The following is a 13,028-nucleotide window of genomic DNA, read 5'->3' as shown; positions in this document are numbered from 1 at the left end:
ATACTGCGTATCACTAATTCAAAAATAGTTGATAAATGCAACATTCCCTTGAATTGAAACGCTTTCCTTCGTAATTCGCAACTGGAACACGCAAGCTATGAGTAAACCCATTGTGATGGAACGCGGTGTTAAATACCGCGATGCCGATAAGATGGCTCTTATCCCGGTAAAAAATGTGGCAACAGAGCGTGAAGCCCTGCTGCGTAAACCGGAATGGATGAAAATAAAACTGCCAGCGGACTCCACTCGCATCCAGGGCATCAAAGCGGCAATGCGCAAAAATGGCCTGCACTCTGTCTGCGAAGAAGCTTCCTGCCCTAACCTGGCTGAATGTTTCAATCACGGAACCGCAACCTTTATGATCCTCGGCGCAATCTGTACCCGCCGTTGCCCATTCTGTGACGTTGCCCATGGCCGTCCGGTTGCTCCGGATGCTAACGAGCCGTTAAAACTTGCTCAGACGATTGCTGACATGGCGCTGCGCTATGTCGTCATTACCTCCGTTGACCGCGACGATCTGCGTGACGGCGGCGCTCAGCACTTTGCTGACTGTATCACCGCTATTCGTGAGAAAAGCCCGTCGATTAAAATCGAAACGCTGGTGCCTGACTTCCGTGGTCGTATGGATCGCGCGTTGGATATCCTCACCGCCACGCCGCCAGACGTGTTTAACCACAACCTCGAAAACGTACCGCGTATTTATCGCAATGTACGTCCGGGGGCAGACTACAACTGGTCACTGAAGCTTCTGGAACGTTTCAAGGAAGCGCACCCGGAGATTCCGACTAAATCAGGTCTGATGGTTGGTTTGGGCGAAACCAATGCAGAAATCATTGAGGTCATGCGTGACCTGCGCAGTCATGGCGTGACCATGCTGACGCTGGGGCAGTATTTACAGCCAAGCCGTCACCACCTGCCGGTTCAACGCTATGTAAGCCCGGATGAGTTCGATGAGATGAAAGCCGAAGCTATGGCCATGGGCTTTACCCATGCAGCCTGCGGTCCATTCGTTCGCTCTTCATACCATGCAGACATGCAGGCCAAAGGGCTGGAAGTGAAGTAATCGTGTAATACTCACTTACATATCAGTAATAAAAAAACCGGCAAATTGCCGGTTTTTTTCATGCAGAGTATGCAGTATGAGCATCATGCTCCTGACATTACTCTTTATGAGAAAGCTTCTCAGCCTGAACGCTACCATCAGCATCTTTCTTAGCATCGGCATTATCGTCGTTCATTGCTTTCTTGAAGCCCTTGATTGCCGTTCCCAGGTCTCCACCCAGTGTACGTAACTTCTTGGTACCAAACAGCAGAACAACCAGTGCGGCAACCACCAGCAGTTTGGTAATACTAATCTCACCCATAGATACCTTCTTCACTTAAACCAGGCTGCATAAAGCGCCATATTAACCTGAGAATATTAACGGCCTTTCGACGCGCGCACACAATAGCAATCTGTAACAAGGTGAATCAAGCCTTGTTTAAAAAAACGTCATAATAATTGCGGTGGCGCAAAACGTCGGTTACTTAACACCGGAAGTTGTGCTCTGACCTGCCTTACCCGCTCTGCAGAAACCTCGGCCATAATTAGTGCAGGCGTTTCCGCCGCAGCAGCAATGGTCACACCAAAAGGGTCGATGACCCGGCTTTGGCCGATATTCTTATTACCGCACTCTCCCGCCGCAATCAGGTAACACGTTGCATCTAACGCTCTTGCAGCCAAAAGCGTAGACCAGTGATGCTCTTTAAGCGATCCCCGTACCCAGGCTGCGGGTAATACGAGAATTTCCGCTCCCTGCAATGCGTGCGCCAGCGCCAGCTCAGGGAAGCGCAGATCATAACAGGTCATTAACCCTACTTTTAACCCGCCCACGTCCAGCAGCGGCGCTATGGCGTCCCCTGCATCCACATTTCGTGACTCCTGAATCGAAAAGGCGTCGTAGAGATGTAATTTAGCGTAATGGGCAACTACCTGACCTGCCCGTAGCGCCACCAGCATGTTAAACGCCCGTCCAGGCACAGAGGGAACATGAATCGTCAGGATTGTCGTCATCTCGTTTTGCGCGCTTTCTCGCAGCAAGCGCGTCAAAAACCCGCCTTCCAGCAATTGAGCTGATTTCACTGACAGATCAGGGTCCAGATCGTCACGGGCCAGAAGCGCTTCCGGTAATACCAGTAACGATGCCCCCTCTCCCGCAGCCTGAGACATCAGTAAAACGCAGGTTTCTGCATTTTTTTCCCATGAAGGTCCCACGGCAAATTGCCCTGCTGCAACGAACATATTCCCTCCAGAAAACGTTGTTAGGCTCGCCAACCACGATTATTCAGCGTTACACTCATCCTATATACAATCAAATAGCAGGATTACGCAGTGTTACAACTCCTTTTAGCGGTTTTTATCGGTGGTGGTACAGGTAGTGTAGCAAGATGGATGTTGAGCATGAGGTTTAACCCGCTACATCAGGCCATTCCATTCGGTACGCTGGCTGCAAACTTACTTGGCGCATTTATCATTGGTATGGGTCTGGCATGGTTTAATCGCATGACAAACATTGATCCAATGTGGAAGGTACTGATTACAACTGGCTTTTGCGGGGGACTAACAACATTTTCCACTTTCTCGGCTGAGGTGGTGTTTTTGCTACAGGAAGGACGCTTTGGTTGGGCTATGGTGAATGTGCTGGCGAATCTGCTGGGATCATTTGCGATGACCGCCCTGGCATTCTGGCTGGTTTCGGCCTCTCCCGCACACTGAGGCGAAAAAAAACCCGCAATTAAGCGGGTTTTGAATGCTTGCTGTCGTATGCTTACAGAGCGATTACGTTTGCAGCAGAAGGGCCTTTGGCACCGTTAGTGATTTCGAACTCTACACGCTGACCTTCAGCCAGAGTTTTAAAACCATTGGTCTGGATTGCAGAGAAGTGTACGAACACGTCTTTGCTGCCATCTTCCGGAGTAATGAAACCGAATCCTTTGGATTCATTAAACCACTTAACGTTACCTTTAATCTTAGACATCAAAATTACCTTTACATGAAAAATAGACACAAATGCTGTGTCGGGTATCAGTACAACAATTGTGGTGCACTTTGTCCAGTCGAACTTTATCAAAAAGTGATAAATGTCGCGTTATTTTTCAGTTAACGCTGTTATCACACTGTTTTAAAAAGACTTTTTAATAATCCATCTGACAATACAGGTAGTCCATCAAAACTGGAAACGCATCCACGCAAAGTAGACGTTACCGTTGTTGTACGTTCCCGGAATGTAGGTCATCTGGAACGTTGCCGGACCATACCCTATCGATGCCAGCGGTAACAGTACGGGTACCGGAATGTAGTTCCAGTTATCACGCGCGGTAAAACCGGCGGTAAAACCGAGACCTGTATGGAAATTTTCATCGGCCAGCGGTCGCCAGGTTTTTTCCCAGCCATAACCACCAATGGGCTCCCATTTATTGTAGGAATCCTTAAAGGCCATTATATAAAGTCCGTGCCAGTTACTTTTATCATCCCAACGGGATTGACCAAATCCTGCCCCCCACGGGCGTTCATTGTAGCGATCCGTTTTTTCTTTATCGTAGGCAAAGCGTGCATGCCAGGTAATAGCCGGTATATACAAATCATAATGTTCCGGCTGCTGCCAGGTTTCACTGACGTTGTCTTTAAAAGTAGCGAACCAGCCTTTATCTTCAGCTGCGCCCTGGGGAATGAAAGCTAACTGAATAAAAAGAAATGAAAAAATGGGTGATGCTGCCAACTTACTGATTTAGTGTATGATGGTGTTTTTGAGGTGCTCCAGTGGCTTCTGTTTCTATCAGCTGTCCCTCCTGTTCAGCTACTGACGGGGTGGTGCGTAACGGCAAAAGCACCGCCGGACATCAGCGCTATCTCTGCTCTCACTGCCGTAAAACATGGCAACTGCAGTTCACTTACACCGCTTCTCAACCCGGTACGCACCAGAAAATCATTGATATGGCCATGAATGGCGTTGGATGCCGGGCAACCGCCCGCATTATGGGCGTTGGCCTCAACACGATTTTCCGCCATTTAAAAAACTCAGGCCGCAGTCGGTAACCTCGCGCATACAGCCGGGCAGTGACGTCATCGTCTGCGCGGAAATGGACGAACAGTGGGGATACGTCGGGGCTAAATCGCGCCAGCGCTGGCTGTTTTACGCGTATGACAGGCTCCGGAAGACGGTTGTTGCGCACGTATTCGGTGAACGCACTATGGCGACGCTGGGGCGTCTTATGAGCCTGCTGTCACCCTTTGACGTGGTGATATGGATGACGGATGGCTGGCCGCTGTATGAATCCCGCCTGAAGGGAAAGCTGCACGTAATCAGCAAGCGATATACGCAGCGAATTGAGCGGCATAACCTGAATCTGAGGCAGCACCTGGCACGGCTGGGACGGAAGTCGCTGTCGTTCTCAAAATCGGTGGAGCTGCATGACAAAGTCATCGGGCATTATCTGAACATAAAACACTATCAATAAGTTGGAGTCATTACCAAAAAATGAGAAAATATCGTTTAGCGACAATCACAACTTAATTACCGTCCTGGGATTTATTATTAATTGTAGCAAACCCAACCTTAATGTTAGCTTAACAAAAATGCGCAGCTAAAAAATCAGAATATTCCTCAGCATGTAATTTTTAAGATAATTAGCCCTTAATTTATTGAGCCATCTCATAGGAACTATTTTCTCTTTATTGCCAATAAATTGTTCTTTCCTCCGGGAAAAGTTAAATAACATTACAATAAATTAACAATTAAGAATCAATATCACCACAAAACACACACACCGTCGCTGCACTTCACAGTTTTTTATTGTGAGATTCTTTTTTTAACCACGATGCTGAAAAAACGGCTAAGCCATCGCTTGAATCCGTATTTTTATTGATTTTAATCAGCAAGAGTAATCGGTTTATTAGGCACATTCTGTCACCACTTTTTACTTTTTTTAGTTTTTTTACTTTCTGGGCAGCAATGCGACAGGGGAAACGATGTTGACATTTATTGAACTCCTTATTGGAGTTGTGGTTATTGTGGGTGTAGCGCGCTACATCATTAAAGGTTATTCCGCGACAGGCGTACTGTTTGTTGGCGGTCTGGTTTTGCTGATTATCAGTGCGCTGATGGGGCATAAAGTGTTGCCATCCAGCGCGGCATCGACGGGCTATACGGCAACAGACATTGTTGAATATATTAAAATTTTGCTGATGAGCCGTGGTGGCGATCTCGGCATGATGATCATGATGCTGTGTGGTTTTGCCGCCTATATGACCCATATTGGCGCGAACGATATGGTCGTTAAGCTGGCCTCCAAGCCCCTGCAATACATCAACTCTCCTTACCTGCTAATGATTGCCGCCTATTTTGTCGCCTGCCTGATGTCACTGGCGGTTTCTTCAGCAACCGGTCTGGGCGTATTGCTGATGGCAACACTGTTCCCGGTCATGGTTAACGTTGGAATCAGCCGTGGCGCTGCAGCGGCTATTTGTGCCTCCCCTGCTGCAATTATTCTTTCACCAACATCCGGTGATGTGGTGCTGGCGGCAAAAGCTGCGGAAATGCCGCTGATCGATTTCGCCTTTAAAACCACGCTGCCAATTTCCATTGCCGCCATCATTGCTATGGCGATTGCCCACTTTTTCTGGCAGCGTTTTCTGGATAAAAAAGAGAACATTTCTCATGAAATGTTAGATGTGGCTGAAATCACCACGACTGCCCCGTCATTTTACGCCATTCTGCCGTTTACCCCGATCGTTGGCGTCCTGATTTTTGATGGTAAATGGGGCCCGCAGCTGCACATCATTACGATTCTGGTTCTGTGCATGCTCATCGCGGCTATTCTGGAGTTCGTACGTGGGTTCAACACCCAAAAGGTTTTCTCTGGTCTGGAAGTCGCTTACCGTGGCATGGCGGATGCCTTTGCTAACGTGGTGATGTTGTTAGTCGCTGCGGGTGTTTTTGCCCAGGGTCTGAGCACAATCGGCTTTATTCAGAGTCTGATTTCTATCGCCACCTCGTTTGGTTCAGCGAGCATTATCTTGATGATGGTGCTGGTGATCCTGACTATGTTGGCGGCAATGACTACGGGTTCCGGTAACGCCCCGTTCTACGCCTTCGTTGAGATGATCCCTAAGCTGGCGCATTCTTCCGGCATTAACCCGGCTTACCTTGTTATCCCGATGCTGCAGGCGTCAAACCTTGGGCGCACCATCTCCCCGGTCTCCGGCGTGGTTGTCGCTGTAGCAGGTATGGCAAAGATTTCTCCGTTCGAAGTGGTGAAACGTACTTCGGTTCCGGTTCTGGTTGGACTGCTGGTGGTGATTATCGCAACTGAAGTGATGGTACCAGGTTCTTCTTCAGCCGTCGTTGGCGGCTGATACTCAGTGAAATTTAGGCCGGATTAGGCATCTACGCCGCATCCGGCATTTAAACCGCACCATTGCCGGATGTCGATGCTAAAGCATCTTATCCGGCCTACGTCAGAAATCAGCATTTAGCCGCCATGATAAATACGCTGCGGCCTACCCACCTTACCGTGAATAATCTCCGCAATAATCAAATGACGGCTGGCACAGTACTCCAGGTAGCGTCTGGAAGTCGTTCGGCTGATGGTAAGCGCCTGGGCGATCGTTTCCGCAGTATGGTGTACCGTCGGGTCGGCGAATAATTTCAACACTGCATTCAGTGTTAACGCATCAATCCCGGTCGGTAAATCCCCTTTCGGTTCGCCCCGCGCGTAGGCATTAAACATTTCATCAATCTGCTTTTGGCTGGCGCTGTCATTCCCCGCCAACATGCGTCGACGTTGCTGATAACGCGTCAGGGTCTGCCCCAGCCGCTCGTAGGCAATGGGTTTGACCAGGTAATCAAACGCACCGCTGCGCACGGCCTCGGAGACCGTTTCCATATCGCTAGCCGCCGTGGTAAACACTACGCCGCCCGGATAGCGCGCCTGGGTCAGCTCATGCAGCAACATAATTCCCTTGCCGTCCGGCAAGTAGTTATCGAGCAGTATCAAACCGGGCTTAAAACGCTCAATCATCATCCTCGCCTGCTCAAGATTACCCGCCAACCATATCTGGCTGAAACCGGGTATATGGCGGATATATTCAGCATGCATTTCCGCCAGTAGCGTTTCATCCTCAACGATCAACAGCGTTAATGGTTCCGTCATTATTTTTTTTCACTTTCGGAAGAAATAAAGAAAATAAGGTACCGCAAGGGGAGTTATCTTCGAGCGTAATCACCCCGTCACAGCGCCTCACATAACTTGCAATTAGATACAAACCGATGCCATGTTCACCTGGTTCATCGGTACGGGTGCTCACACCCTGTTCAAATATTTTCTCACGCAATGCTTCCGGCACACCGCATCCCTGATCGGCAACTTCGATGATCACGTCATCCCCTTCATCGCTCAAATAGAGCTCTACGACATTGTTGCCTTGCTGGGTGCGCAAGCTCGCTTCGAATGCATTATCAAGCAGATTGCCAACAATTGCTGCAAACTCTGTGCTATCCAGCCCCTCGGGGAGTTGATGCAGTTGGCTCCCCGGAACGATAGTCATGGTGAGGCCCAGTTCCCGCGCGCGCTGCACCTTGCCAAACAACAGACCGGCGACCTGACGATCGGCAAACGCGCCACGCAGGCTGTCAATCAGTTGCTGTTGCGCCTGGGATTCTCCCTGCACCATGGCCAGAACCTTGTCATATTCTTTCATTTGCAGCAGGCCATTGATGGTCGACATCCAGTTCAGGTGCTCATGACGCAGCGTTCTCAGGCTCTCTACATACTGTTTGATCTGCGTTAATTGCGCATTAAGGGTAGCAATTTCATCTTTACTACGAAAACTGATGATTGCCCCAAGCAGTTCGTCACCGGAGCGAATCGCTTCACGGTTGGCGATAACGCTTAGGCCATTAAAGTTTACCATCGCATCCTGTCGTTTTTCCGCAATCTGTTGGGTGAAAAAGTCCGCTGGCTGAACCACCTCACTCACCGGTTTTCCAAGCCACTTTCGCCCTGGTGAAGACAGCCCCAGCATTTTCCTCGCACTGCGGTTTATTGCGGTGATATATCCATCAGGATCCACGGCAATCAATCCTTCATATACCGAGCTGAACAACGCTTCCTGCTGACGTACCACCCGCGCAATTTGTTTCGGTTCCATACCTAACATCTGCCGACGAATATGGGCAGCGAAAAACCAGGAGAGCAGCATAAGTACCAGCAACAGCAAGATAAACACACCGGCCATCGGGAGTAAGAAATCCGATCGCCAGCTATCGATTTTGCTGATCAGATAACCAATTGAGACTACGCCAATGATTTTGCCATCGTCATCAAAGATGGGCGTTTTAGCGCGCATTGCCATCCCGATGGACCCTTTACCGGTAATAAAGTAGCTTTCCCCTTTTTCCAGCGCACCGGGTTTGGTGAACTGCATCGGGTAGCCAATCTTTTCCGGGTTCGGATGATATAGACGAATGGAGTTGGTATCCCCGATAACCACATAGTCGAAGTCAGTTCCGCTCTGCAGTTTGTCGGCAATCGTCGCCAAACGCTTGTAATCACGATGTTTAACTGCCGTGATGATACTCTCGTTAGAGGCGATGATTTTGGCCTGGTTCATTGCCATATCGCGGACATGCGCGGCCAGATAATCTTCAAAGCTGGCGGTAAAGTATTGTGCCAGGGCGGCGATGATAAAAACAGAAACGACCAAAATAAGCAGAAAGATGCGTAAAGGAAACGCCAGGCTGCGGAAAAAAGGAAACCGTGTTTTATTTTTCTGCTCAGCCATATATCTTCCTCATCCACGTTACCCGAAACTTATTTCTCATTGTAGTTGTAATAGAAATGTTTTATTTACACGTTACGGTATAAAACAAGATCGTTGCAGATTCCCCACTTTAAATCAATTAAACAAATTAAAACCACACGCTATTTCGAGGTTAAATTAATTAAAAAACTTAAAACCATAAAACACATTAAAACCTTCTAACTTATTGTGAAATAAATCAAAAATTACCTCCCAAATACCCCTTACGATGTATGCAGCAGGGAAAAAAAGAAATACTCCGTAATAAAAAACCATTCCCTTCAATTGCAAACAAAACGTTATCAGGTTGCTAAGCAGAGCAACAAAAACAGAAACCCAGTAACAAATATAGCATCGGGGCTCTATTCACTATGTTCGGTAATAATATATTCACGCAAGTTAAACGCTCAGAAAATAAAAAGATGGCGGCTATCACGCAATTTCTGAAAGAGAATGATTTGAGCGTTGACACCACCGTCGAAGTATTTATCACCGTCACCCGTGACGACCGCCTGATTGCCTGCGGCGGTATCGCTGGGAATATTATTAAATGTGTCGCCATCTGCGAATCCGTACGGGGCGAAGGCTTAGCGCTGACGCTGGCGACCGAGTTAATCAACCTCGCCTATGAGCGCCACTGTACGCACCTCTTCATCTATACCAAAACCGAGTACGAATCGCTGTTTAAACAGTGTGGCTTTTCTACGCTGACCAGCGTTCCCGGCATTATGGTGCTGATGGAAAACAGCACCACGCGTCTGAAACGTTACGCTGAATCTCTGGCAAAACAGCGTCGTGAAGGGAAAAAAATTGGTTGCATCGTCATGAACGCCAACCCCTTCACCAACGGACATCGTTTTCTGATCCAACAGGCGGCCGCACAATGTGACTGGCTGCATCTGTTTTTGGTCAAAGAGGATACCTCACGGTTTCCGTATGAAGACCGGTTGGATCTGGTGCTTAAAGGGACAAAAGATATTCCACGTTTAACCGTGCATCGCGGTTCGGAATACATCATTTCCCGCGCCACGTTCCCGTGCTACTTCATCAAAGAGCAGAGCGTTATTAACCACTGCTACACCGAAATAGACCTGAAAATCTTCCGCCAGTACCTGGCACCGGCTCTCGGCGTTACACATCGTTTCGTCGGTACCGAGCCGTATTGCACCGTCACCTCCCAGTACAACAACGATATGCGCTACTGGCTGGAGACCCCAACGCTTCCCGCCCCACCGATTGAACTGGTGGAAATTGAGCGGCTGTGCTTCCAGGAGATGCCGATTTCCGCCTCCTGGGTGCGCAAGCTGCTGGTTAAAAAAGATCTCACGGCTATCGCATCCCTGGTCCCTGACGCCACGCTGCACTATCTGCAAAGCATGGTTGAACGAGCCTCATCGGGTGCGGCAGTCCGCCAAAATACCCCCGCATTAGCAACAGGTGAAAAATGAAAATAAACCAGGCAGCCGTCGCAGGCACACTCGAGTCCGGTGATGTGATGATTCGCATCGCCCCACTCGATTCGCAGGATATTGACCTGCAGGTTAACAGTAGCGTCGAAAAACAGTTCGGTGATGCCATCCGGACCACCATCCTGGACGTTCTGTCCTGCTACAACGTACGCGGCGTGCAATTAAATGTTGATGATAAAGGCGCACTGGACTGCATTTTACGTGCGCGACTGGAAGCACTACTGGCCCGCGCTGGCGGTATTCCGGCACTGCCATGGGAGGATTGCCAGTGATTTCCGCATCTTTGCAACAACGTAAAACCCGTACTCGCCGCAGCATGTTGTTCGTACCGGGTGCCAATGCCGCCATGGTCAGCAACTCGTTCATCTACCCGGCAGATGCACTGATGTTCGACCTGGAAGACTCCGTCGCGTTGCGTGAAAAAGATACCGCTCGCCGCATGGTGTACCACGCGCTGCAGCATCCGCTGTATCACGACGTTGAAACCATCGTGCGTGTAAACGCCCTCGACTCCGAATGGGGCATCAACGACCTTGAAGCAGTGGTACGCGGCGGTGCTGACATCGTACGTTTACCGAAGACCGATACCGCGCAGGATGTCATCGACATCGAAAGTGAAATTCTGCGCATCGAGAACGCCTGTGGCCGTGAACCCGGCAGTACCGGCCTGTTAGCCGCCATTGAGTCGCCGTTAGGCATTACCCGTGCGGTAGAAATTGCCCACGCTTCCGAGCGCCTGATCGGTATTGCTCTGGGTGCTGAAGATTATGTGCGTAACCTGCGCACTGAACGCTCGCCGGAGGGTACTGAACTGCTGTTTGCCCGCTGCTCTATTTTGCAGGCTGCACGTTCTGCCGGTATTCAGGCGTTCGACACCGTGTATTCCGATGCCAACAACGAAGCAGGTTTCCTGCACGAAGCCGCACACATCAAGCAGTTGGGTTTTGACGGCAAGTCGCTCATCAACCCGCGCCAGATCGAACTCCTGCATAACCTGTACGCCCCGACGCGCAAAGAGCTGGCTCACGCCCGTTTGGTCGTAGAAGCCGCTGAAGCCGCTGCCCGCGAAGGTCGTGGAGTGGTTTCCCTGAACGGCAAAATGGTCGACAGCCCGGTTATCGAGCGCGCCCTTCTGGTTATCTCCCGTGCAGAACTTTCCGGCATTCGCGAAGAATAAGGCAAAAAAATGACGCAGAAAATCGAACAGTCTCAACGCCAGGATCGCGTGGCGACCTGGAGCCGTCATGCAGAAAGTGAGCTTTCCGCTTATCAGAGCACCGCAAAAGTAGAACTACAAGCGCAAAAACCGCGCGACAAAAAGCTGTGCGCTAACCTGGAAGACGCCATTCGTCGTTCGGGTTTACAGGATGGCATGACCATCTCTTTCCACCACGCTTTTCGCGGTGGCGATCTGACCATTAACCTGGTGATGGACGCCATCGCCAGTATGGGTTTCAAAAACCTGACGCTGGCCTCCAGCTCTCTGAGCGATTGCCATGCTCCGCTGGTTGAGCACATCCGTCAGGGCGTGGTCAGCCGTATTTATACCTCCGGGTTGCGTGGCCCGCTGGCGGAAGAGATCTCCCGTGGCCTGCTGGCCGAACCGGTACAGATTCACTCCCACGGTGGACGTGTACACTTGGTACAAAGCGGCGAACTCAGCATTGATGTGGCGTTCCTCGGCGTACCGTCCTGCGACCAGTTTGGTAACGCCAACGGTTATACCGGTAAAGCATGCTGCGGCTCACTGGGCTATGCCCGCGTAGACGCCGAAAACGCGAAACAGGTTGTCCTGCTGACTGAACAACTGCTGACCTATCCACATAACCCTGCCAGCATTACACAGGATCAGGTAGATCTGATCGTGCAGATCGATCAGGTCGGCGATGCGGACAAAATCGGTGCTGATGCGACCCGCATGACCACTAACCCGCGAGAACTGTTAATCGCCCGTAGCGCGGCAGAGGTCATTGCTAACTCCGGCTACTTCAATGAAGGCTTCTCACTGCAGACAGGCACCGGCGGCGCTTCTCTGGCCGTGACGCGTTTCCTGGAAGACAAAATGCGCAGCCGTGATATCCGTGCTGACTTCGCGCTGGGCGGCATCACCGCCACCATCGTGGATCTGCATGAAAAAGGCCTGATTCGCAAACTGCTGGACGTGCAGAGCTTCGACCGTAACGCCGCGGAATCTCTGGCCCGCAATCCAAACCATATCGAAATCAGTGCAAACCAGTATGCCAACTGGGGTTCAAAAGGCGCATCCGTTGACCGTCTGGATGTGGTGGTACTGAGCGCATTAGAAGTAGACACCAACTTCAATGTGAACGTACTGACCGGTTCTGACGGCGTACTGCGAGGCGCATCCGGCGGACACTGCGATACGGCTGTGGCCGCAGCGCTTTCCATCATCGTCGCACCGCTGGTTCGCGGACGCATCCCGACGCTGGTTGATAACGTGCTGACCTGCGTAACCCCTGGCTCCAGCGTTGACATTCTGGTCACTGACCACGGTATCGCCGTCAACCCTGCACGTCCGGAACTGGCAGAACGACTGAAAGAAGCCGGTATGAAAGTGGTGTCCATTGGATGGCTGCGCGAACGTGCACAGCAACTCACCGGTCAGCCACGCGCTATCGAATTCACTGACCGCGTGATTGCCGTTGTGCGTTATCGCGACGGTTCAGTGATTGACGTTGTGCATCAGGTGAAGGAATAAG

Annotated in this window: 14 protein-coding genes; 8 read left to right on the top strand and 6 right to left on the bottom strand. The window is 50.4% G+C overall.

Annotated features, from left to right (window positions below):
- The first annotated feature begins 97 nt into the window (after positions 1-97).
- Positions 98-1,063 (top strand): lipoyl synthase, encoded by a 966-nt coding sequence (lipA, locus tag C2U41_RS03945; RefSeq protein ID WP_003022702.1) that lies wholly within the window; start codon positions 98-100, stop codon positions 1,061-1,063.
- A gap of 97 nt (positions 1,064-1,160) precedes the next feature.
- On the opposite strand, the gene tatE is transcribed toward lipA, so the two are convergent.
- Together tatE and C2U41_RS03935 are read right to left on the bottom strand one after the other, a co-directional pair.
- Positions 1,161-1,364 (bottom strand): twin-arginine translocase subunit TatE, encoded by a 204-nt coding sequence (gene tatE, locus C2U41_RS03940; protein WP_003022699.1) that lies wholly within the window; start codon positions 1,362-1,364, stop codon positions 1,161-1,163.
- Between the two features lie 128 nt (positions 1,365-1,492).
- Positions 1,493-2,281, bottom strand: coding sequence for a deaminated glutathione amidase (locus C2U41_RS03935; protein WP_016149776.1), 789 nt, complete (start codon positions 2,279-2,281; stop codon positions 1,493-1,495).
- A gap of 90 nt (positions 2,282-2,371) precedes the next feature.
- Between C2U41_RS03935 and crcB the strand changes: the two genes are divergently transcribed.
- The gene (gene crcB / locus C2U41_RS03930) at positions 2,372-2,755 is read left to right on the top strand and encodes a fluoride efflux transporter CrcB (RefSeq protein WP_016149775.1); all 384 of its coding nucleotides are present in this window, start codon (positions 2,372-2,374) and stop codon (positions 2,753-2,755) included.
- A gap of 52 nt (positions 2,756-2,807) precedes the next feature.
- Here the strand turns inward: crcB and cspE are convergent, their stop codons facing one another.
- Complete coding sequence (cspE, locus tag C2U41_RS03925) at positions 2,808-3,017, bottom strand: transcription antiterminator/RNA stability regulator CspE (RefSeq protein ID WP_000034825.1); 210 nt, start codon at positions 3,015-3,017, stop codon at positions 2,808-2,810.
- A gap of 189 nt (positions 3,018-3,206) precedes the next feature.
- On the bottom strand, positions 3,207-3,758 hold the full coding sequence (gene pagP, locus C2U41_RS03920; RefSeq protein WP_374755691.1) for a lipid IV(A) palmitoyltransferase PagP: 552 nt from the start codon (positions 3,756-3,758) through the stop codon (positions 3,207-3,209).
- A 41-nt stretch (positions 3,759-3,799) separates the two neighbouring features.
- Between pagP and C2U41_RS03910 the strand changes: the two genes are divergently transcribed.
- Positions 3,800-4,497, top strand: a protein-coding gene (locus C2U41_RS03910) for an IS1-like element IS1B family transposase (RefSeq protein ID WP_095033700.1) whose coding sequence is annotated in 2 segments (ribosomal slippage) — positions 3,800-4,049 and positions 4,049-4,497 — 699 coding nt in all. Because the reading frame shifts where the segments join, the coding sequence is not laid out codon by codon here.
- A gap of 511 nt (positions 4,498-5,008) precedes the next feature.
- The gene (dcuC, locus tag C2U41_RS03905) at positions 5,009-6,394 is read left to right on the top strand and encodes an anaerobic C4-dicarboxylate transporter DcuC (protein ID WP_003022136.1); all 1,386 of its coding nucleotides are present in this window, start codon (positions 5,009-5,011) and stop codon (positions 6,392-6,394) included.
- A gap of 116 nt (positions 6,395-6,510) precedes the next feature.
- On the opposite strand, the gene dpiA is transcribed toward dcuC, so the two are convergent.
- A complete protein-coding gene (dpiA, locus tag C2U41_RS03900) occupies positions 6,511-7,191 on the bottom strand; it encodes a two-component response regulator DpiA (RefSeq protein WP_103849211.1) in 681 nt (226 codons plus the stop codon).
- The gene (dpiB, locus tag C2U41_RS03895; RefSeq protein ID WP_003847410.1) at positions 7,160-8,821 is read right to left on the bottom strand and encodes a sensor histidine kinase DpiB; all 1,662 of its coding nucleotides are present in this window, start codon (positions 8,819-8,821) and stop codon (positions 7,160-7,162) included. Before dpiB ends, dpiA begins: the two co-directional genes overlap by 32 nt.
- Before the next feature lie 389 nt (positions 8,822-9,210).
- Between dpiB and citC the strand changes: the two genes are divergently transcribed.
- From citC to citF, 4 genes are read left to right on the top strand one after another with little or no spacing between them, the layout of a single operon-like run.
- On the top strand, positions 9,211-10,287 hold the full coding sequence (citC, locus tag C2U41_RS03890; RefSeq protein ID WP_003022129.1) for a [citrate (pro-3S)-lyase] ligase: 1,077 nt from the start codon (positions 9,211-9,213) through the stop codon (positions 10,285-10,287).
- A complete protein-coding gene (gene citD, locus C2U41_RS03885) occupies positions 10,284-10,580 on the top strand; it encodes a citrate lyase acyl carrier protein (protein WP_103849210.1) in 297 nt (98 codons plus the stop codon). The genes citC and citD overlap by 4 nt, the downstream gene beginning before the upstream one ends.
- Complete coding sequence (locus C2U41_RS03880) at positions 10,577-11,485, top strand: aldolase/citrate lyase family protein (RefSeq protein WP_003022123.1); 909 nt, start codon at positions 10,577-10,579, stop codon at positions 11,483-11,485. The genes citD and C2U41_RS03880 overlap by 4 nt, the downstream gene beginning before the upstream one ends.
- A 9-nt stretch (positions 11,486-11,494) precedes the next feature.
- Positions 11,495-13,027, top strand: coding sequence for a citrate lyase subunit alpha (gene citF, locus C2U41_RS03875; protein WP_003835599.1), 1,533 nt, complete (start codon positions 11,495-11,497; stop codon positions 13,025-13,027).
- Position 13,028: the final 1 nt, after the last annotated feature.

This window comes from Citrobacter freundii complex sp. CFNIH4 (genome assembly GCF_002934505.1).
GTDB classification, from domain to species: Bacteria; Pseudomonadota; Gammaproteobacteria; order Enterobacterales; family Enterobacteriaceae; genus Citrobacter; species Citrobacter freundii.
Note: the sequence above shows the minus strand (reverse complement) of the source record. Positions and strands in the feature narration are given on the sequence as shown.

Excerpts from the sequence above, each read along its gene's own strand:
- lipA (WP_003022702.1), top strand. The coding sequence starts at position 98 with ATGAGTAAACCCATTGTGATGGAACGCGGTGTTAAATACCGCGATGCC.
- tatE (WP_003022699.1), bottom strand. The coding sequence starts at position 1,364 with ATGGGTGAGATTAGTATTACCAAACTGCTGGTGGTTGCCGCACTGGTT.
- C2U41_RS03935 (WP_016149776.1), bottom strand. The coding sequence starts at position 2,281 with ATGTTCGTTGCAGCAGGGCAATTTGCCGTGGGACCTTCATGGGAAAAA.
- cspE (WP_000034825.1), bottom strand. The coding sequence starts at position 3,017 with ATGTCTAAGATTAAAGGTAACGTTAAGTGGTTTAATGAATCCAAAGGA.
- dcuC (WP_003022136.1), top strand. The coding sequence starts at position 5,009 with ATGTTGACATTTATTGAACTCCTTATTGGAGTTGTGGTTATTGTGGGT.
- dpiA (WP_103849211.1), bottom strand. The coding sequence starts at position 7,191 with ATGACGGAACCATTAACGCTGTTGATCGTTGAGGATGAAACGCTACTG.
- dpiB (WP_003847410.1), bottom strand. The coding sequence starts at position 8,821 with ATGGCTGAGCAGAAAAATAAAACACGGTTTCCTTTTTTCCGCAGCCTG.
- citC (WP_003022129.1), top strand. The coding sequence starts at position 9,211 with ATGTTCGGTAATAATATATTCACGCAAGTTAAACGCTCAGAAAATAAA.
- citD (WP_103849210.1), top strand. The coding sequence starts at position 10,284 with ATGAAAATAAACCAGGCAGCCGTCGCAGGCACACTCGAGTCCGGTGAT.
- citF (WP_003835599.1), top strand. The coding sequence starts at position 11,495 with ATGACGCAGAAAATCGAACAGTCTCAACGCCAGGATCGCGTGGCGACC.